This window comes from Pseudomonas sp. BN414 (genome assembly GCF_029871275.1).
Lineage (GTDB): Bacteria > Pseudomonadota > Gammaproteobacteria > Pseudomonadales > Pseudomonadaceae > Metapseudomonas > Metapseudomonas resinovorans_C.
The window spans coordinates 370,989-390,614 of record NZ_SSOL01000079.1 but is presented as its reverse complement, the minus strand read 5'-3'; the positions used below and the strand labels follow the sequence as shown (position 1 = coordinate 390,614).

General features: G+C 63.7%; 17 protein-coding genes. 7 read left to right on the top strand and 10 right to left on the bottom strand.

Translation table 11 applies throughout. The features are described 5' to 3' along the window. Positions 1–20 precede the first annotated feature (20 nt). The 4 genes from E8E95_RS29650 to E8E95_RS29635 all read right to left on the bottom strand — a co-directional run bounded on the left by E8E95_RS29650 (position 21) and on the right by E8E95_RS29635 (position 4,468). On the bottom strand, positions 21–1,145 hold the full coding sequence (locus tag E8E95_RS29650; protein ID WP_280355950.1) for an FAD-binding oxidoreductase: 1,125 nt from the start codon (positions 1,143–1,145) through the stop codon (positions 21–23). Between the two features lie 10 nt (positions 1,146–1,155). Further along, positions 1,156–2,106 (bottom strand): ornithine cyclodeaminase family protein, encoded by a 951-nt coding sequence (locus E8E95_RS29645; RefSeq protein WP_280355949.1) that lies wholly within the window; start codon positions 2,104–2,106, stop codon positions 1,156–1,158. A 229-nt stretch (positions 2,107–2,335) separates the two neighbouring features. Beyond that, positions 2,336–3,340 (bottom strand): DUF481 domain-containing protein, encoded by a 1,005-nt coding sequence (locus tag E8E95_RS29640; RefSeq protein ID WP_280355948.1) that lies wholly within the window; start codon positions 3,338–3,340, stop codon positions 2,336–2,338. Between the two features lie 129 nt (positions 3,341–3,469). Further along, complete coding sequence (locus E8E95_RS29635) at positions 3,470–4,468, bottom strand: DUF481 domain-containing protein (RefSeq protein WP_280355946.1); 999 nt, start codon at positions 4,466–4,468, stop codon at positions 3,470–3,472. Here E8E95_RS29635 and E8E95_RS29630 point away from each other — a divergent pair. Next, positions 4,467–4,853: an MGMT family protein gene (locus E8E95_RS29630; protein ID WP_280355944.1), complete on the top strand. Its 387-nt coding sequence runs from the start codon at positions 4,467–4,469 to the stop codon at positions 4,851–4,853. The genes E8E95_RS29635 and E8E95_RS29630 overlap by 2 nt on opposite strands. An 87-nt stretch (positions 4,854–4,940) precedes the next feature. Next, positions 4,941–6,680 (top strand): AmpG family muropeptide MFS transporter, encoded by a 1,740-nt coding sequence (locus E8E95_RS29625; RefSeq protein WP_280355942.1) that lies wholly within the window; start codon positions 4,941–4,943, stop codon positions 6,678–6,680. Between the two features lie 59 nt (positions 6,681–6,739). Here E8E95_RS29625 and E8E95_RS29620 read toward each other — a convergent pair whose 3' ends face one another. Together E8E95_RS29620 and E8E95_RS29615 are read right to left on the bottom strand one after the other, a co-directional pair. Then, complete coding sequence (locus E8E95_RS29620) at positions 6,740–7,564, bottom strand: mechanosensitive ion channel family protein (RefSeq protein WP_280355941.1); 825 nt, start codon at positions 7,562–7,564, stop codon at positions 6,740–6,742. A gap of 118 nt (positions 7,565–7,682) precedes the next feature. Continuing rightward, complete coding sequence (locus tag E8E95_RS29615; protein ID WP_120652845.1) at positions 7,683–8,162, bottom strand: YajQ family cyclic di-GMP-binding protein; 480 nt, start codon at positions 8,160–8,162, stop codon at positions 7,683–7,685. A 225-nt stretch (positions 8,163–8,387) separates the two neighbouring features. Here E8E95_RS29615 and E8E95_RS29610 point away from each other — a divergent pair, with 225 nt between their 5' ends. From E8E95_RS29610 to E8E95_RS29595, 4 genes are all read left to right on the top strand, one after another. Continuing rightward, positions 8,388–9,350, top strand: coding sequence for a response regulator (locus E8E95_RS29610; protein ID WP_280355939.1), 963 nt, complete (start codon positions 8,388–8,390; stop codon positions 9,348–9,350). Next, positions 9,347–10,258 carry a putative 2-dehydropantoate 2-reductase gene (locus tag E8E95_RS29605; RefSeq protein WP_280355937.1) on the top strand — a complete coding sequence of 304 codons (912 nt, stop codon included), beginning with the start codon at positions 9,347–9,349 and terminating at the stop codon, positions 10,256–10,258. Before E8E95_RS29610 ends, E8E95_RS29605 begins: the two co-directional genes overlap by 4 nt. Positions 10,259–10,352: 94 nt before the next feature. Next, positions 10,353–12,371 carry a HAMP domain-containing sensor histidine kinase gene (locus E8E95_RS29600; RefSeq protein ID WP_280355935.1) on the top strand — a complete coding sequence of 673 codons (2,019 nt, stop codon included), beginning with the start codon at positions 10,353–10,355 and terminating at the stop codon, positions 12,369–12,371. Between the two features lies 1 nt (position 12,372). Next, positions 12,373–12,948: a cob(I)yrinic acid a,c-diamide adenosyltransferase gene (locus E8E95_RS29595; protein WP_280355933.1), complete on the top strand. Its 576-nt coding sequence runs from the start codon at positions 12,373–12,375 to the stop codon at positions 12,946–12,948. Positions 12,949–13,031: 83 nt separating this feature from the next. Here E8E95_RS29595 and E8E95_RS29590 read toward each other — a convergent pair whose 3' ends face one another. The 4 genes from E8E95_RS29590 to secA form a co-directional block, all read right to left on the bottom strand. Further along, positions 13,032–13,976 (bottom strand): Nudix family hydrolase, encoded by a 945-nt coding sequence (locus E8E95_RS29590; RefSeq protein WP_280355932.1) that lies wholly within the window; start codon positions 13,974–13,976, stop codon positions 13,032–13,034. Further along, complete coding sequence (locus tag E8E95_RS29585) at positions 13,973–14,611, bottom strand: glutathione S-transferase family protein (protein WP_280355930.1); 639 nt, start codon at positions 14,609–14,611, stop codon at positions 13,973–13,975. Before E8E95_RS29585 ends, E8E95_RS29590 begins: the two co-directional genes overlap by 4 nt. 157 nt (positions 14,612–14,768) lie before the next feature. Continuing rightward, entirely contained in the window at positions 14,769–15,986 is a 1,218-nt protein-coding gene (gene argJ / locus E8E95_RS29580; RefSeq protein ID WP_280355929.1) for a bifunctional glutamate N-acetyltransferase/amino-acid acetyltransferase ArgJ, read from the bottom strand. A 117-nt stretch (positions 15,987–16,103) separates the two neighbouring features. Further along, positions 16,104–18,845 carry a preprotein translocase subunit SecA gene (gene secA, locus E8E95_RS29575; RefSeq protein ID WP_280355928.1) on the bottom strand — a complete coding sequence of 914 codons (2,742 nt, stop codon included), beginning with the start codon at positions 18,843–18,845 and terminating at the stop codon, positions 16,104–16,106. Positions 18,846–19,127: 282 nt separating this feature from the next. Here secA and E8E95_RS29570 point away from each other — a divergent pair, with 282 nt between their 5' ends. Continuing rightward, on the top strand, positions 19,128–19,592 hold the full coding sequence (locus E8E95_RS29570) for a DUF721 domain-containing protein (protein ID WP_280355926.1): 465 nt from the start codon (positions 19,128–19,130) through the stop codon (positions 19,590–19,592). Positions 19,593–19,626: the final 34 nt, after the last annotated feature.

Sequence of the window (19,626 nt, the reverse complement as noted above, 5' to 3'; positions counted from 1 at the left end):
GGCGCAAAGCGCCAACGTCGTCACCCCAGCCGCGCGGGCGACAGCATGGCCTCGGTCAGGCCGAATTGCGTCAGGTGCTCCGGCAACGGCTGGCGCAGGATCAGGCAGGCACTGGCCTCGCCCATGGCAGCGGAGGTCTGGATACCGTAGCCGCCCTGCCCCGCCACCCAGTAGAAGTCCGGCGCGCGCAAGTCGTAGCCGGACACCAGGTCGCCATCGGGGAAGAACGAACGCAGCCCAGCCCAGACCCGCGCGGGACGGCGAATGGTCATGCTGGTGTGCTCCTCGATCTGGTAGATGCCGAGGGCGATGTCCAGTTCTTCCGGCTGCACATCGTGGGGATCGACCGGGTCGGCGTTTGCCGGCGAGCCCAGTAGCACTCCAGCGTCCGGCTTGAAGTAGAAGGATTCGTCCAGGCTCACCAACGCCGGCCATTTGTGCGCATCTACGCCTTCCGGCGGCGAGAAGATGAACGCAGCGCGGCGCTTGGGTTGCAGGCCCAGCGGCTGGACGCCGGCAAGCTTCGCGAGCTGGTCGCACCAGGCACCGGCGGCATTGATCAGCGTCGCGGCCTGGAAGCTGCCCTGGGAGGTTTCCACCCGCCACTGGTCACCGTCACGGGTCACACCGGTCACTTCGCAGCTATGGCGTACTTCGCCGCCGTTGCGGCGAATACCACGCAGGTAGCCCTGGTGCAGGGCATCGGTGTCGATATCGGCGGCACTGGGGTCGAGCATGGCGCCCTGCACCTTGTCCCGGCGCAACACCGGCACCAGGGCGCAGGCCTGATCAGGGGTGAGCATCTGCATGTCGGGGACGTTCTCCAGCGCACTGTCGAACTGGCGCTGCAGCTCAGCGGCATCGCCAGTGAAGTCCACCACCATCTCGCCACGCGGGGTGAGCAGCGGGTGCTCGCTGAAGCCTTCCGGCGGCGCGTCGAAGAACGCACGACTCGCGGCGGTCAGCGCACGCACCTGGGGAGTGCCGTAGGCGACGGTATAGAGCGCAGCGGAACGACCGGTGGAGTGGTAGCCGGCGTGCTCCTCGCGTTCCAGCACCAGCACGCGGCCGTGGCGGGACAGCCAGAAGCCGGTGGAGGCACCGGCGATACCGGCGCCGATAATGATGAAGTCAGCCTGTTGCATGGCGTCTACCTCACTGTCCTTGGCGTTGCAGATGATAGAGGGCGTTGGCCAGGGCCATGTCTTCCAGGCCCAGACCGATGGAACGGAAGAAGACCGGCCGGCTGTAATCGGGCCGAGCCGCCTTGCCACTCACCAGCTCCGGCAGGTCGCCACGGATGGCGTCGCGGCTCCAGCCGTGAAGCTCGGCGGCGAGCAGCATCTCGCCTGCGGAGCCCGGCGTGGTAGCGCGATAGTCGCAATACACATCCATTTCACCCAGCGCCTGCGGCGGCACTTCATGGGCGCGCGGGGCATTGGTGCTGATGGAGGTGACCAGGGCGGGCTTCGCCAGGCTGCGTGGGTCCAGCACCGGGCCGGCGGACGACGTACAGAGCATCACCACATCGGCTTCGGCGACTGCGTCCTCCAGGGTGGCACTGAATTCCACGCGCGGGTCCTGGGCAGCCAGTTGCGTCCGGGCATCGTCCGAGAGGGAGGGCGAATAGACGGCGATACGTTGCCAATCACGCAGGCCTTTCACGTAATGCAGGTGGGCACGGGCCACCGGGCCGCTGCCGACCACGGCGAGTCGACGCGCCTGGGCCGGTGCGAGGACCTCGACGGCTACGGCGGTGGTCGCGGCGGTGCGTGCGGTGGTCAACTCGGCGGCATCGCAGAGCAGCAGAGGCTGGCCGCTGTCCATGGACATCAGCAGTGTCCAGGCCGTGACCAGGGCACCATCGGGTTTCTTGATGTAAGGCGATGTCTTTACGCCGTAGACCCCATCCTTGGCCAGCACGCCCAGGTAGTTGATGAAGTCGCCTGCAGCATTGGGGAACTCCACCAACTGTTGGGCCGGCTGTACCGCTTCACCGGCGGCGAGGTCGAGGAACATGTTGCGCATGGCCTGGTGAACGTCCACCTGTTGGAGCAGGCGGCGAGCTTCGGCTTGCTGGAGAACAATGGGCGGGGTGCTGGACATGGGGGATGCTCCCGAGACTGGCATAAACAATTTGTCCATCTTGGACTTTTAAGTTTATACCAGCAAGGGGACAACCGACCGGATGTACGAGTTTGGCGCCTGGGTATAAGACCAGGCACCGGGTGTGGGAGCGATTTCAATCGCGACCGACTTGTAGGAGCGAGCTTGCTCGCGAACATCCGCGCACGATCTTTCGCGAGCAAGCTCGCTCCTACAGACAATCCGACTTTTACCAGCCCACACCGAAGCCCACGGTGTAGCGGGTTTCGTCGACTTCACCCTCGGCGCCGCTGACCTGGTCCTTCTCCGCTTTCATGTTGAGCGAGGCCCAGTCGGTGAGCTTGTAGCGCAGGCCCACTTCAGCATCCAGCGCGTAGTCGGCGGTGTTGTCCAGGGGACGGCCGACCTCGCCGTTGGTGAAGAGCTCCACGGTCTTGCCCACCAGGTAGCGGTTGTAATCCCACTTGGTACTGATGGAGTAGAAGTTTTCCTTCTCGCCGTTGGAGAACTGGAAGTCACTGCGGTTGACCAGCCCGGCCAGGGAGAAGGCCCCGAGTTCGTCGTCCCAGAACTGGTAACCGGGGCCGGTACCCAGGGTGCGCTGGCGTTCGAGGTCTTCGACCTTGTCGCGCTTGTACTCACCGCGGCCTTGCCAGAAGAACTTCTGGGTGATGAAGCGATCGAGGGCGTACTCGGTTTCCCAGTTGTCCGTGGTCTTCTCGTCGTCGGTGAATTCGCGGTTGTACTCGCCCGAGGCGTTGTGCCGCCAACGGCCGTGGCGCGCCTTGGTCTTGAAGTCGACGTCGTAGTCGTCGGTGTCCCGCTCGGCGCGCTTGTAGTCCAGCGCCAGATCGACGTTGCCGCTCCAGGTGAGGTCTTCCACCAGAGGCTTGGGCTTCATGATCTGTTCGATGCTGGCCAGCTCGACTTCCTTCGGCGCCTCGCCGTTGGCGAGGATCACCTTGCCTTCGTCGGCACGATGCAGCGACTTGGCGCGTTCGCCGTTGAGATCGTCCTGCTTGATCAGCAGCTCGCGGTCACTTTCCAGGGTGGCGACTTTCTTCCAGTCCAGCGGGATGGTGCCACCGTAGTCGGTCTCCAGAACCAGCTTGCCACCATCGAACACGCGGATCGTACCGGTGAGTTTGTCGCCATTCTTCATCCAGACGGTGTCGGCGAAAGAGGCGGAGGAAGCGGCGGCGAGCGCCATGCACAGCAGGTTTCTGGACAACATAAAGCGGATTCTTTGCTCGGGTCTTCGAAAAAAGCCGGGCATTATCCGTATGACCGACAGCAGAGCAAGGACTGACCGGCCAACACCTGCTGAGTTCCGGAAAATCGATGGACGTGCCCCTTCCCTGCCCTACCAACCGATACCAACACCGATGAGATAGTGCTTGTCCGAGTCCGTCTGGCCCAGCCCTCGCAACTGATCCAGTTCGTAGAGCAGCGACAGGCGTGCCCAGTCGTTCAGGCGATAGCGCAGGCCGAATTCGCTGTCGAGCACGTAGTCGACCTCGTCTATCTGCGGCACCTGCAGCTGGGCCTTGGAATAGAGCTCGAAACGGGTTCCCCAGATCAGTCGCTTGAAGTCCCATTCGAAGGAATAGGCGTTGAAATCCAGGTTGCCGTCATCGCTTTCCAGTTGGAAACGGGACAACTGCGCGATCAGGTCGAAACGGCCCAGTTCGTTGTCCCAAAACCGATAGCCGGGCCCGAGCCCATAGGATCGCTGCCGCTCGAAGAACTGGAACTGGTCGTTCTCCTGGTCGTAACTGCCTCGCACGAACCAGTGTTCGGTGAGGAAGCGGTCGAGGTCGTACTCCAGCTCCCAGCTGTCCTCAGTGCGCTCGCCGTTCTTGGTTTCCTTCTCGAACTGGCCGCTCATGACATGCCGCCAGCGGCCATGCTCGACGCGGGTATCGCCCTTGAGTTTCCACTCGTCCGTCTTGTCGTCGTTGCGCTCCATGTCCAGCTTGGCATCGAGGTTGCCCTCCCAGACCCGGTCCTTGAGGACGGGGCGCGGCGGCACCATCTGCCGAATGCTCGCCAGCGGCACCGTCTCGCTCTTGCCATTGACCAGGTGCACCATGCCTTTGCCCGCCGCGCCAAGGCTGCGGCTATGCTGGCTGTCGAGGCCCTGGCGCTTGATCAGCAATGGTTTTTCGGAGCGGAGGGTGTCGATATCCTTCCAGTCGATCAGGACCTGGCCGGCATATTTGGTTTTCAATGCGAGCTTGCCGCCATCCAGCAGGATGATTTCCCCGGTCAGGCGGTCACCGTTGTTCAACCACACGGTGTCGGCCCAGAGCGGCAGGCAGTTAAGCAACACGAACGAAGCAAGCAGGCTACGGAGCAGCATGGTCGGTAAGAAGAAGAAAGAAGAAGCGCCAGAGCATGCATGGGCCGACTTGCCGACAGCAAGCACGGACGTCCGCCGCGAAGCGCTCTACCTGACCCTGGGCCAGGTTCCGGAAGGCAAGGTCGTGACCTATGGCCAGTTGGCTGAATTGGCTGGCCTGGGTCGTGCCGCTCGCTGGGTCGGTCGCACCCTGAGCCAATTGCCGACCGGGACCCAATTGCCCTGGCATCGGGTGCTGGGGGCTGGCGGACGCTTCAGCCTGGCGCTGGGCACGCCTTCGGGCAATGAGCAGCGGGCACGTTTGCGCGCCGAAGGGGTCAGTATCCAGAACGATCGGGTGGACATGCGTCGGCACGGCTGGCATCCCATGCCACCCAAGGGTTAGAGTGCGCCCTGCCCTGTTTTCCGCTCCCACCATGGACGCCGCGAGCAGCCTTATGCCCAGCACCACGCTTTCCGGACCACACCGCTAATGCCCCATCGCTCCTGGCGCGCAGCCATCGCCGCCTACGCCACACCGGCCACGCTTTCGCTATTGCTGCTCGGGTTCGCCGCCGGCCTTCCCTACATGCTGGTGTTTTCCACCCTTTCCGTCTGGCTTCGCGAGGCAGGTGTTTCTCGCGAGACCATCGGCTTCGCCAGCCTGATCGGCCTGGCGTACGCCTTCAAATGGATCTGGTCGCCGCTGCTCGACCAGTGGCGCCTGCCGCTGCTGGGCCGCCTCGGACGGCGTCGCTCCTGGCTGGTGCTGTCCCAGGCGCTGGTGGGCCTCGGGCTGGTGGGCATGGCCCTGTGCGATCCCAAGACCAACCTCACCTGGCTCATCGCGCTGGCGGTGCTGGTGGCTTTCGCCTCGGCCACCCAGGACATCGCCATCGATGCCTATCGCCTGGAAATCGCCGAAGACAGCCGGCAGGCCGCCCTGGCCGCCAGCTACATGACCGGCTACCGCGTCTCCGCGCTACTCGCCACCGCCGGCGCGCTCTACTTCGCCGAATGGTTCGGCTCCACCGCCCAGGTCTATGAATACGGTGCCTGGGCCGGTACCTACCTGCTGTTCGCCCTGCTGATGCTGCCGGGGCTGATCACCAGCCTGTGGATGCGCGAGCCACCGGTGGACCTGCCGGCCACGAGCACCACCTCGCGCTTCAAGCTCAAGCACCAGCTCTCCTCCGTGCTGATCCTGCTGGTCATGCTGATCTCCCTGCCAGCGATGATCACCGGCCTGCTCGACCGTGCCTGGCCACGCGCCGCGCTCTACGCCATCTTCCTGGTCACCTGCCTGTCGCCCTGGGGCATGCGCCAGATCCTGCCGGTGCGCGAGCTGCTCAGCCAGCAGCGCCGCCAACTGCTGGTCGCCGCGCGGGGCAAGGTGATGCCCAACTTCGACTTCGTCCACCAGGCGGTTTCGATCATCGTCCTGATCGTGATCCTGGTGACCATCGCCGCTGCCGCCAAAGCCTTCTCCTCCGGCGCCTGGCCACGCGGGACGATGTTCCTGCTGATCACCCTGGCGTGCTTCTCCGCCGCTGGCCGCCTGTTGATGGCACCGGTCCTCACCCCGATCAGCGAGTTCGTCCAGCGCTATCGCTGGCAGGCGCTGCTGTTGCTGGGGTTGATTGCCACTTACCGCATGTCGGACACCGTCATGGGCGTGATGGCCAACGTGTTCTACATCGACCAGGGCTTCACCAAGGAGCAGATCGCCAGCGTCAGCAAGCTGTTCGGCCTGGTGATGACGCTGCTCGGCGCGGGTGCGGGCGGGGTGCTCATCGTGCGCTTCGGCATCCTGCCGATCCTGTTCATCGGCGGCATCAGCTCGGCAGCCACCAACCTGATGTTCGTGGCCCTGAGCGACATGGGTGCCCACCTGAACATGCTCATCCTGACCATTTCCTGCGACAACTTCAGTGCAGGGCTGGCCACTTCGGCGTTCGTCGCCTACCTCTCGAGCCTGACCAACCTGAAGTTCTCCGCGACCCAGTACGCCCTGCTCAGCTCCATCATGCTGCTGCTGCCACGCCTGATCGGCGGTTACTCCGGCGTAATGGTGGAAAGCGTGGGCTACCACAACTTCTTCCTCATCACGGCATTGCTGGGCATTCCCACACTGGTGCTGATCGCCATCCAGTGGGGCCGCGACCGCCAGCAGCCGAAGGAGAATGGCTCCTCCGACGCATCGGCGACGCCTGGCTCTACCGAGCAGCCCTGACTTATCCACAGGCATGAAAAAGGCCGGCAAATGCCGGCCTTTTTCGTTCCTGCCGAACCTCAGCTCGGCACCACCTGCACCATGCGCGGCGGCTGCGCCAGCTCGACGCCAACCGCGTTGAGGCTGTCACGCACGGTTTCGTTGAGCTTGAAGATCACGCCCCAGTAGTCGGCGTTGGACGTCCACAGGCGCAGCGACAGGTTGATCGAGGTATCACCCAGGGACGAAACCACCACCACCGGCTCCGGGTCCTTGTGCACGCGCGGGTCCTGAGCCAGCTTCAGCAGCACATCGCGGGCCTTGGCGAGGTCGGTGGAGTAATCCACTTTCACGTCATACAGGACCTGGCGATTCGCCTGCTTGGAGTAGTTGGTGATGATGCCGTTGGACAGGCCGCCGTTGGGCATGATCACAGTCTTGTTGTCGCCGGTGCGCAGCACGGTGTGGAAGATCTGGATGTGGTCCACCGTGCCGGAAACGCCCTGCGCCTCGATGAAATCACCGACCTTGAAGGGGCGGAACAGCAGGATCAGCACACCCCCTGCGAAGTTGGCCAGGCTGCCCTGCAGCGCCAGGCCGATGGCCAGGCCCGCCGCACCGATGGCGGCAACGAAGGACGTGGTCGATATGCCGATCATGGACGCCACGCTGACCAGCAACAGCACCTTCAGGATGATGTTGGCCAGGCTGCCGATGAACCCCTGCAACGTACGGTCGACGCGGCGGTGCTGCATCAGCGTTCCGACCCGGCCGGTCAGCACATTGATCAGCCACCAGCCGATCAGCAGGGTGAGCAGCGCCAGCGTCAGCTTGCCGCTGTACTCCAGCACTACAGGCAACCAGGCTTGGGATACCTTCACCAGTTCGTCGACGTTCATCTCCATGGGCACTCTCCCGCACTATTTCAGCGATGCAAAAAACCGGGCCGCCATGGACGAGCCATGGCAGCGACGGTTCAAAGGACTTCAGTTTTGCGACGCGATTCGGCCGCGAAGGTTCCGCTCAGTCGCGGAAGTTGTTGAATTGCAGGGGCATGCCGAATTCCTTGGCACGCAGGGCGGCGATGGCTTCCTGCAGGTCGTCGCGCTTCTTGCCGGTGACGCGCACCTGCTCACCCTGGATCGCGGCCTGGACCTTGAGTTTGCTTTCCTTGATGTGGGCGACGATCTTTTTCGCCAGTTCCTTGTCGATACCTTCGCGCAGAACGGCTTCCTGCTTCACGATCTTGCCGGAAGCGTAGGAGTCCTTGATCTCGAGGCACTGGACATCGATCTTGCGCTTGACCAGCGCCATCCTGAGAATTTCCAGCATCTGCTCCAGCTGGAAATCGGCGTCGGCCGTCAGGGTGACCGTCAGTTCCTTGAACTCGAAACTGCCCTTGCCGCGCAGGTCGTAGCGGCGATCGAGCTCTTTCATGGCGTTGTCGACGGCGTTAGTGACTTCGTGTTTGTCCAGTTCGGACACCACGTCGAACGAGGGCATGGGATTCCTCCAGATAGACGGCGCGATCTACTTCACGGATATGAGCGCGCCTGGCTTGACGGTAAAAAATGCGCACCCATTATAACCGAGGCGACAAGCCGCCTTCTGGAGACCTTCCCCAGCAGTCCGAAACCGGCAGAACGGTAGGGCGACAAGGGAATCCGAACGAGGCTTGATATCATAACGCCATATACCGCTGTTCCACTCCCCTTGCGAGCCTGCCACATGCCCAACCCTCATCTCAGTATCCTGGTGGTGGACGACGCCAAGTTTTCCAGCGCCATGATCGGCCGAACCCTCAGCCAGGCCGGCTACCAGGATCTGCGATTCGCCAGCAGCGCCAGCGAAGCCCTGCAGTTGCTGGAGTCCAAGCCCGCCAACGTCATCCTCGCCGACTGGCTGATGCCCGAGATCGATGGCCTGGAACTGACCGCCCGCGTGCGTCAGCTGGATGAAATGACCGATCACTACAGCTACATCATCCTGCTCACGGGCAAGGAAGGTGAGAACGTCCTCGGCGAAGCTTTCGATCGCGGCGTGGACGACTTCATCAGCAAGGCGGCGATGAGCGAGCAACTGGTTCCGCGGGTCTACGCGGCTGATCGCCTGTGCAACACCCTGCAGCGCCTGTTGCAGGAGAACCGCCTGCTGACCCAGAACATCGCCAGCCTGGAACAACGTAACCTGGTGGACTCCCTCACCGGCCTCGGCAACCCGCGCTACCTGCGCCAGAAGCTCGCCGACAGCCTGCGCCAGGTGGAGTCCCGGGGCGGCGCCATGTGCTACCTGCTGATCGGCCTGCTGGATGCTCCGCAACTGCGCCAGCAGTACGGCGAATCCTTCTACAACGAGCTGCTACACGGTGTCGCCCGGCGCCTGCAGCAGTTGGTGCGTCCGCTGGACGTCCTGACGCGCGTGGACGACAGCCATTTCGGCCTGATCACCCTGCTCGACGACCTCCACGAATGCTCACCGAGCAGTTTCCGTCGCCTGCATGAAGGCCTGAACCTGAAAGCCTTCAAGACCAGCGAGGGTTTCATCACCCTCAAGGCCGGCATCACCCTCGTCGGCCTCGATACCAAGGCCCTGCCCCTGGATGTCGAGGAGCTTCTGGAGAAAGCCAGCGCGATGCTCCCTGAAGCCTACGCCAGCGGTCGCGTCACCGCCTTGCGCCTGCCACAACCATGACCTGGCATATTCTCGGCGCGGGCAGCCTGGGCAGCCTCTGGGCCGCCCGCCTTGCGCGCGCCGGGAAGCCGGTACGGCTGATTCTGCGCGATCGCGCGCGGCTGCAGGCCTATGAAGCGGCCGGTGGCCTGACCCTCGTCGAGCAGGGCCAGGCGCAGCAGTACGCCATCCCGGCCGAGCTGCCCAGCAAGGCCGGACCGATCAGGCGCCTTCTGGTCGCCTGCAAGGCCTACGACGCCGAAGCGGCGGTCCAGCCACTGCTGCCGCATCTGGCACCTGGCGCCGAACTCATCCTGTTGCAGAACGGCCTGGGCAGTCAGGACGCCGTTGCCCTGCGCCTGCCCCACGCCCGCTGCATACTCGCCTCCAGCACCGAAGGCGCCTTTCGCGAAGCGGACTTCCGCGTGGTCTTTGCCGGCCACGGTTTCACCTGGCTGGGCGATCCTCTGCAGCCCGCCGCCCCCGCCTGGCTGGATGAGCTGGAGCAGGCGGGAATTCCCCATGGCTGGACGCCCGACATCCTTTCGCGCCTCTGGCGCAAGCTGGCGCTCAACTGCGCCATCAACCCCCTCACCGTGCTTTACGACTGCCGTAACGGCGGCCTCGCCGAGCACCCTGCGGAAGTTGGCGTGCTCTGCCTCGAGCTGGCCGAGTTACTGCGCCGCTGCGGCCAGCCGGACGCCGCCGAAGGCCTGCACGAAGAAGTGCAACGCGTGATCCAGGCCACTGCAGCGAACTACTCGTCCATGTACCAGGACGTCGCAAACGGTCGCCGTACCGAGATCAGCTACCTGCTCGGCCACGCCTGCACCAGCGCCGCTCGCCACCAAATCAGCCTGCCGCATCTGGCCAGCCTGCACGCTCGCCTCAGGGCCCATCTGGAAAAGCGTGGATTGCCCGTCACCTGACCCCGCGCTAGGCTCTGTTCGAAAAGCCATCGAGCGACAATCAGGTGTTCGTGCACAGCCCAACCTGCCCTTCACCCCAGCCGCGGATATTTCCTTGACCAATCTGCGTCAGCGCCTAGATAACCTGTCGGTCGGCCGCAAATTGCTCGCCGCATTGCTGGTCCTGCTTGCCACTGTCCTCCTCATCGCCAACCTGGCCTTCATCAGCGCCGCCTACTGGATCTCCCAGGAAAGCGTGGCGCCGCAGGGCCTGGAAACCCTCGGGCGGCTCTTCGCCACCTCGGCCGTTGGCCCGGAAGCCCTGTCCTCGGAAGGGAACGCGAAGGCGATGCTGCAGCGCCTGAACAGCTATACGCCTTTGCGGGTCGCGGCCCTCTACGACACCGATGGCCGTCTGCTGGCGCAGTTGCAGCGCGGCGAACAGCTGGATCTGCCACTGAAGGCCGACGACATTTCCACCTGGCGGCTGCGAGAGTTCCGCACGTCCTATGTGACCGAACTGCCGATTCCCGGCAAACCCGCCGGCCACCTGCTATTGGTGGCCTCCAGCGAACTACCCGGCGTGTTCTATACCGGCACCTTGACCGCGAGCCTGGCCATCCTGGCCTGCAGCGTACTGCTCTGGCTGCTGGTGGCGCGGCAGATCAGGCGCATGGTCACCCGCCCCATCCGCCGCCTGGAGGAGCTTTCGCGCCAGGTGACCCGCGAGGAGAACTACGCCCTGCGGGCTCCCCGTGGCAATCGCGACGAGATCGGCAGCCTGGCGGATGCCTTCAACACCATGCTCAGTCGCATCGAGGCCCGCGAGCAGCAGCTCAAGCGCGCCCGCGACGATGCCCAGGCAGCCTTCGACCAGGCCCACGAACTGGCCGAAGAAACCCGCCATTCCAACCGCAAGTTGGAGCTCGAAGTCCAGGTGCGCAGCAAGATCGAGAAGAAGCTCACCGGCTTCCAGAACTATCTCAACAGCATCATCGACTCCATGCCCTCGGCACTCATCGCACTGGACGAGCAGCTCTACGTCACCCAGTGGAACCAGGAGGCCAGCGCGCTCTCCGGCACCCCCATGGACGATGCGCTGAACCAGCCGGTGTTCCTCGCCTTTCCCTCGCTCAAGCCCTTCCTCCCGCAGATCCGCCTGACCGCCGAAAAGCACAAGGTGGAAAAGGTGGAACGGGTGAGCTGGCTGGTCGGCGAGAACGTCCACAACTATGCGCTGACCTTCTACCCGCTGATGGGGGGCACCGGGCGCGGCGTGGTGATCCGCATCGACGACATCACTCAGCGCCTGTCGATGGAAGAGCTGATGGTGCAATCGGAGAAGATGCTCTCGGTGGGCGGCCTGGCTGCCGGCATGGCCCACGAGATCAACAATCCGCTAGGGGCCATCCTGCACAACGTGCAGAACATCCGCAGACGCATCTCCCCGGAACTCGACCGTAACCAGGAACAGGCGGCGATCAATGGCCTCAGCCTGACGTCGGTCAACCAGTACCTGGAGGCCCGCGAAGTGCCCAAGCTGCTGGACGACATTCACCAGGCCGGCGCCCGGGCGGCCAAGATCGTCACCCACATGCTCGCCTTCAGCCGACGCAGCAATCGCCAGCTGGCGCCCTGTCAGTTGCCGGTGCTGATCGACCAGGCGCTGGAAATCGCCAGCAACGACTTCGACCTGACGGAAGGGTTCGACTTCAAGGGCCTCAAGATCGTCCGCGAATTCGACCCTGAGCTGGGACCGGTGCCCGGCACGGCCAATGAGCTGGAGCAGGTGTTGCTCAACCTGCTGAAGAACGCCGCGCAGGCCATTCACCTGCGCGAGGACGACGAGGAAGGCCGCATCACGCTGCGCACCCGGCTGTGCCCGCCGTGGGCGGAAATCCAGGTGGAGGACACCGGCATGGGCATCCCCGAGAGCGTGCGCAAGCGCATCTTCGAACCCTTCTTCACCACCAAGGAAGTCGGCCAGGGCACGGGGCTCGGATTGTCGGTCTCGTATTTCATCATCACCAACAACCACAAGGGGCAGATGGAAGTGCAGTCCAAGCCCGGCCAGGGCACCTGCTTCACCCTGCGCCTGCCGCTGACTTCCGCCGCCACGGAAGCAGGAACCTGAAATGGGCAATCGCCTTTCGAAGATCTATACCCGCACCGGCGACAAGGGCGAAACCGGTCTGTCCAGTGGACGGCGCGTGCCAAAGAACCACCCGCGAATCGAAGCCATAGGCGAGGTCGACACGCTGAACAGCCAACTCGGCCTGTTGCTCGCGGAACTGCTCGAAGCCCTGCCGCAATCACCCGGCTTGAGCGAGGTGATCGACATGCTCGCACCCTGTCAGCATCGTCTGTTCGACCTCGGCGGCGAATTGGCGATGCCGGAGTACCAGGTGGTGGAAAAGCCGGAGATCGAGCGACTGGAAGCCGCCATCGATCTCTGGAACGACGAACTCGGGCCGTTGAAGAACTTCATTCTTCCTGGTGGCTCCCGCCTGGTAGCCCAAGCCCACATCTGCCGCAGCCAAGCCCGTAGTGCCGAACGCCGCGCACAGGCGCTGAACGGCGAGGAACCGCTGCGCGAAGAGCTGCTGGCCTACCTCAACCGCCTCTCCGACCTGCTGTTCGTCGCTGCGCGCCTGATTGCCTTGAGGCAGGGCGTAAACGAGGTGCTTTGGCAGGCAGCAAGTCGGCCGTAGGTTGGTAAGTGCAGCGATCCGTTGGAACGAAACGAAGCCCAATCTAGCGCCTCAGCGTTGGGCTTCGCCGAGCTCAGCCCAACCTACGACTCTGGCCAGAACGCCCGAATCCCGGCCACGCCCTGTGCACCGACCTGCCAGGCACGCTCCAGTTCATCAGGGCCAACACCGCCCAACAGATAAGCCGGCTGGTTGAAGCCGCGAAGCAGTTCCTCGGCGCGCTCCCAACCGAGGGGCTGTGCCTCGGGGTGGGTCTGGGTGGCTTGTACCGGCGAGAGGGTGACGAAATCCACCTCCATAGCCGCCGCAAGCTGCAGTTCCTCGATACTGTGGCAGGACGCCGCCAGCCAGCGCTCGCGTGGGAATGGACGGCCGTTGGGGGAGTACTTGCGCAGTTGCTCGGCGGTCAGGTGCCAACCGGCGGCGGGGAAGTCGCCCAGCCACTCCAGCGGTCCCTTGAGCATGAGCTGCGCCTTGCCCGCGCAGAGCCCCTGTACATCCACGGCCAGGTCGCGGTACTGGGCATCGAACATGCGCGGCGCGCGCAACTGCACCAGACGCACGCCACTCGCCAGGGCCGTCTTGAGGCCAGCCAGCAGGGCCTGTGGTTCGATGTCATCCGGGGTAATCAGGTAGCGATCAGGCAACCGCGCAGCGGCCACGATCGGCTTGTTGGCGGCAGGGAATTCATAGTCACCCAGCTCTCGCGGTGACGCCCAGACAAGCGGCTGGCCTTCGGCGCCATGGGGCTCGCCGGTAAAGGCGCTGACTTCCCAGACATCCAGCAGCACGTGCTTGTCCGGGTAGTCATGGTGAATCTGAATCAACGGCCGGGCTGCGCTTACACGGATGCCCAGTTCCTCCTCCAGTTCGCGGGAGAGCGCGGCCTGCACGGCCTCGCCCTCCTCTACCTTGCCGCCGGGAAATTCCCAGAGGCCGCCCTGGTGCTTGTCGTCAGGGCGCCTGGCAATCAGTACCCGGCCGTCGGCGCCGCGGATGACTGCGGCGGCAACATGCACTCGTTTCATTCAATGATCTCCGTTTCCTGCAAGGCGGCCTGGTACCAGCGCTGGAAGGCAGGCCACCGGTAAATGGTTTCGACATAGGCCTCGGCATCCGCCGGCAGCTCAACGCCGTAGCTGCGCAGGCGGCAGGCCACCGGCGCGTAGAAAGCATCGGCGATGCTGGCATGGCCGAACAGATAGGGGCCGTCCTGACCGAAGCGCGAGCGGCACTCGGCCCAGATCGCGCTGATGCGGCGAATGTCCTCGGCCACCTCTTCCGGGACCTCGGCCAGGGGCTGATTGCGCTTCATGTCCATCGGCATGTGGCTGCGCAGGGGAACGAAGCCACTGTGCATCTCGGCACAGACGGCACGAGCGAAGGCGCGGGCGGCCTGACCGAAGGGCCACAGATGTGCCTCGGGGAAGCGTTCGGCGAGATATTCAGCGATGGCCAGGGAGTCCCAGATGGTGCCATCTTCGGACTGCAGCACGGGCACCTTGGCGGTGGGCGAATAGGCGAGCAGGCGCTTGTGGCTATCCGCCTGGTAGAGCGGGATACGTACTTCGTCGTAGGGCGAGCCGGTCAGCTCCATGGCCAGCCATGCACGCAGGGACCAGGACGAGTAGTTCTTGTTGCCGATTACCAATATCAGGGACATGTTCAGCTCCTTCTTTCCAGTTCCTCGGGGGTGTCGCTGGATCATGAAGAGCGAGTGTGCCCATGGCAAATTCCCGATTTTCATCGGGGGATGAAAATCGGGAATGCCTGGAACGCCTTCACGATCAACTGCCGGACAGCTGATCGTGGAAGGAATATCAGGTGCGGTACTCGGCGTTGATTTTCACATATTCGTGAGACAGGTCAGTGGTCCAGATGGTCTCACTGCAATCGCCACGGCCGAGCTCGATACGGATGGTGATTTCCTCGCGGGCCATCACCGCCGCGCCCTGCGCCTCGGTGTAGGTGGCGGCACGGCCACCCTGGCTGGCGATGCAGACTTCGCCGAGGAACACGTCGATCTTGCTCACGTCCAGGTTCGGCACGCCGGCGTAGCCCACTGCCGCGAGGATGCGGCCCCAGTTCGGGTCGGATGCGAACAGCGCGGTCTTGATCAGCGGCGAATGGGCCACGGCGTAGGCCACGTCGAGGCATTCCTGGTGATTGCCACCACCATTGACCTGCACGGTGACGAACTTGGTCGCGCCTTCGCCGTCGCGCACGATGGCCTGGGCGATTTCCATGAAGACGTCGAATACTGCCTGCTTGAGCTTGGCGAACAGCTCGCCGCTGGCAGCAGTGATTTCCGGCAGTGCGGCCTGGCCGGTGGCAATCAGCATGCAGCAGTCGTTGGTGGAGGTGTCGCCGTCGATGGTGATGCGGTTGAACGACTTGTTCGCGGCATCGCGCACCAGGGCATGCAGCACATCGCGGGTAACCTTGGCGTCGGTGGCGATGTAGCCGAGCATGGTGGCCATGTTCGGACGGATCATGCCGGCGCCCTTGCTGATGCCGGTGATGGTAACGGTCACGCCATCGTGCTCGAACTGGCGGCTGGCACCCTTGGGCTGGGTGTCGGTGGTCATGATGCCTTCGGCGGCCTGGGCCCAGTTGTCCACCTTGAGGTCGGCCAATGCGGCTTCCAGTGCGCCTTCGATCTTCTCGACCGGCAGCGGCTCGCCAATCACGCCCGTGGAGAACGGCAGCACGACGTCTTCGCTGACGCCAGCCAGCTCGGCCAGCTTGGCGCAGGAGCGACGGGCACGGACCAGACCGTCCGGGCCGGTACCGGCGTTGGCGTTGCCGGTATTGGTCAGCAGATAGCGAACTTCGCCATCCAGACGCTCACGGGTAACCAGTACCGGGGCGGCGCAGAATGCGTTGGTGGTGGTCACGCCGGCGATGGTCGAACCCTCGGCGCAACGCATCACTACCACGTCCTTGCGGCCGGGGCGCTTGATGCCGGCAGAGGCGATGCCGAGTTCGAAACCGGGTACCGGGTGCAGCGTAGGCAGAGGGCCAAGACCAACAGCCATGGGAAGCGCTCCTTTGTCAGCGGGTGACCGGCTGCGGGCGGCGCAGGCGGCCAGGGATATCAGGAAAAACGCCGCGAGCGGCAGGGCCGGTCGCGGCGTTGTAACTACAGCAGTGCCTTAGTCGATTTGACCGTGGCAGTGCTTGTATTTCTTGCCGGAGCCACAGGGGCAGGGTTCGTTACGACCCACCTTGGGCTCGGTACGCACCGGCGCGGCAGCGGTAGCAACGGCCACATCACCTTGCTCGTCCGCCAGTTCCGGCTCGTCGATGCTCGGTGCAGCGGCGTGCTGGAACTGCATGCGGCGGGCCATTTCTTCGGCTTCGCGGCGCAGGCGCGCCTCTTCCTCGGCCGGATCCTCGCGACGGACCTGAACATGGGAGAGGACGCGGATGGTGTCGCGCTTGATGGAGTCGAGCAGGTCCTGGAACAGGGTGAAGGACTCGCGCTTGTACTCCTGCTTCGGGTTCTTCTGCGCGTAACCGCGCAGGTGGATGCCGTGGCGCAGGTGGTCCATGGTGGACAGGTGGTCTTTCCACAGGTCGTCCAGCACGCGCAGCAGCATCTGCTTCTCGAAGGCACGCAGGGCTTCGGCGCCGGCGAGCTCTTCCTTCTCGTTGTAGGCCCCCAGCAATTGCTCGAGGATCTTCTCGCGAAGGGTCTCTTCGTACAGTTTGTCGTCTTCGTCGAGCCACTGCTGAATCGGCAGCTTGAGGCCGAAATCGCTGTACAGCGCGGCTTCCAGACCGGAAATGTCCCACTGTTCCGGCATCGACTGCGGCGGAATGTGGGCGTCGATGGTGCTGCTGAGCACCTCGTCGCGGAATTCCTTGATGGTGTCGCCAATGTCCTCGGCGGCCAGCAGGCTGTTGCGCATGTGGTAGATCACCTTGCGCTGCTCGTTGGCCACGTCGTCGTATTCGAGGAGCTGTTTGCGGATGTCGAAGTTGCGGCCTTCGACCTTGCGCTGGGCCTTCTCGATGGCGTTGGTCACCATGCGGTGCTCGATGGCCTCGCCGGACTGCATGCCGAGGGCCTTCATGAAGTTCTTCACCCGGTCAGAGGCGAAGATGCGCATCAGGTTGTCTTCCAGCGACAGGTAGAAACGGCTGGAACCCGGGTCACCCTGGCGACCGGCGCGGCCACGCAACTGGTTGTCGATACGACGGGATTCGTGGCGCTCGGACGCGACCACGTGCAGGCCGCCAGCTTCGATCACCTGCTGGTGACGCTTCTGCCATTCAGCCTTGATCTGCGAAACCTGCTCGTCCGTCGGGGCTTCCAGGGCGGCGACTTCAGCTTCCCAGTTGCCGCCGAGGAGGATGTCAGTACCACGACCGGCCATGTTGGTGGCGATGGTCACGGCGCCCGGGCGGCCTGCCTGGGCAATGATCTCGGCTTCCTTCTCGTGGTACTTGGCGTTGAGCACCTTGTGCTCGATACCACCCTTGATCAGCAGCTGGGAGACGTACTCGGAGCTCTCGATCGAAGCGGTACCCACCAGCACGGGACGGCCGCTGGCCTGGCAGTCCTTGATGTCGGTGATGATGGCGCTGAACTTCTCTTCCTGGGTCAGGTAGACGAGGTCGTTGAAGTCCTTACGGGCAACAGGGCGGTGAGTCGGGATGACGATCACGTCCAGGCCGTAGATCTGGCGGAACTCGAAGGCCTCGGTGTCGGCGGTACCGGTCATGCCGGACAGCTTCTTGTAGAGGCGGAAGTAGTTCTGGAAGGTGGTAGAAGCCAGGGTCTGGCTCTCCGCCTGGATCGGCAGGTTTTCCTTGGCTTCGATGGCCTGGTGCAGGCCCTCGGACAGGCGACGGCCCGGCATGGTACGGCCAGTGTGCTCGTCGATCAGCAGGACCTGGTCGTTCTGCACGATGTATTCGATGTTGCGGTGGAACAGCGTGTGGGCGCGCAGTCCGGCATAGACGTGGGTCAGCAGGCTGAGGTTGTGCGCCGAGTACAGGCTCTCGCCCTCGGCCAGCAGACCGGCCTGGGTGAGCATTTCCTCGATGAACTGGTGACCCATCTCGTTGAGTTCGACCTGACGGGTCTTCTCGTCGACCGAGTAGTGGCCTTCCTGGGTGACCTGCCCCTCAACCTCTTCGATGTGCTGCTTGAGGCGCGGGATCAGCTTGTTGATCTGAATGTAGAGTTTGGAGCTGTCTTCGGCCTGGCCGGAGATGATCAGCGGGGTGCGCGCTTCGTCGATGAGGATGGAGTCCACTTCGTCGATCACGGAGAAATTCAGCTCGCGCTGGAACTTGTCGTCCATGCTGAACGCCATGTTGTCGCGCAGGTAGTCGAAACCGAACTCGTTGTTGGTGCCGTAGGTGATGTCGGAGCCGTAGGCAGCGCGCTTCTCTTCCGGCGGCTGGAAGGGCGTGACGACACCCACGGAGAGGCCGAGGAATTCATACAGCGGACGCATCCAGTTGGCATCGCGGCGGGCCAGGTAGTCGTTCACGGTGACCACGTGCACGCCTTTGCCGGACAGCGCGTTCAGGTACACGGCCAGGGTCCCTACCAGGGTCTTGCCCTCACCGGTACGCATCTCGGCGATCTTGCCTTCATGCAGGGTCATGCCGCCGATCAGCTGGACGTCGAAGTGGCGCATGCCCATGACGCGCTTGCCGGCCTCACGCGCCACGGCGAAGGCTTCCGGCAACAACTGGTCAAGGGTCTCACCCTTGGCCAGGCGCGCCTTGAACTCTTCGGTCTTGGCACGCAGCTGGTCATCGGACAGGGCCACCATCTGCTCTTCGAACGCGTTGATAGCCTGCACAGCCTTGGCCATGCGCTTCACTTCGCGTTCGTTCTTGCTTCCAAAGAGTTTCTTCAACAATGGCGCAAACATATAGAGAGGATCTTCCACACATTGAGATGGAGGGCGGCCTGTAGTCGCCCGCGCAGCCGCCATGGCTGCTTGCGAAGGGGGCATTCTACCCGGATTCCTTGCTGAGGAAAGCGGGAGCACTTCCCGGTCGCCGTAGGAGGGCTTCCATTGTCCCTGGCCAGGGGCCCACTGCGAATGCACAGGCGAGTTGACTGCCAGGACAGCCGAACCGCGCATGAACGCCGAGGCCAAGGTCACCCTCTGTTAATATGGGCGCACCTCCCTTCATTCAAGCAGCTCATCATGGCGTTTCGCCCTTTGCCCGCCCGCTCCCCTGCCGAACTGCTGCGTGAGCAAAAACCTCTGCGGGCTTTGTTCAACGAAGCCCAGCGCATCGAGCAACTGCAGCAATTGCTGGCCAGCCAGTTGCAGCCCGCCGCCCGTGATCACTGCCATGTGGCCGCGTGGCGCGAAGGGCGCCTGTTGCTGATCGTCACCGACGGCCACTGGGCCACGCGTCTGCGCTATCAGCAAACCCGACTGCTGCGACAACTGAAGGGATTCGAAGCATTTGCAGGCCTGGAGCGGATCGTTTTCAAGGTCCAACCGAGCTTCACGCCGAGCAGCGCACCGGCGACCGAGGGCCGCTTGTCTTCCACTGCTGCGGAAAGCCTGCAAGCCACCGCGGAAACCGTCACCGACCCACGCCTGCGCGAAGCGCTGGAGCGCCTGGCGCGCCACGGCAAGCCGAAAGACACTTCGGAATAACGAAGATAAAAAAAGGCCACCCGAAGGTGGCCTT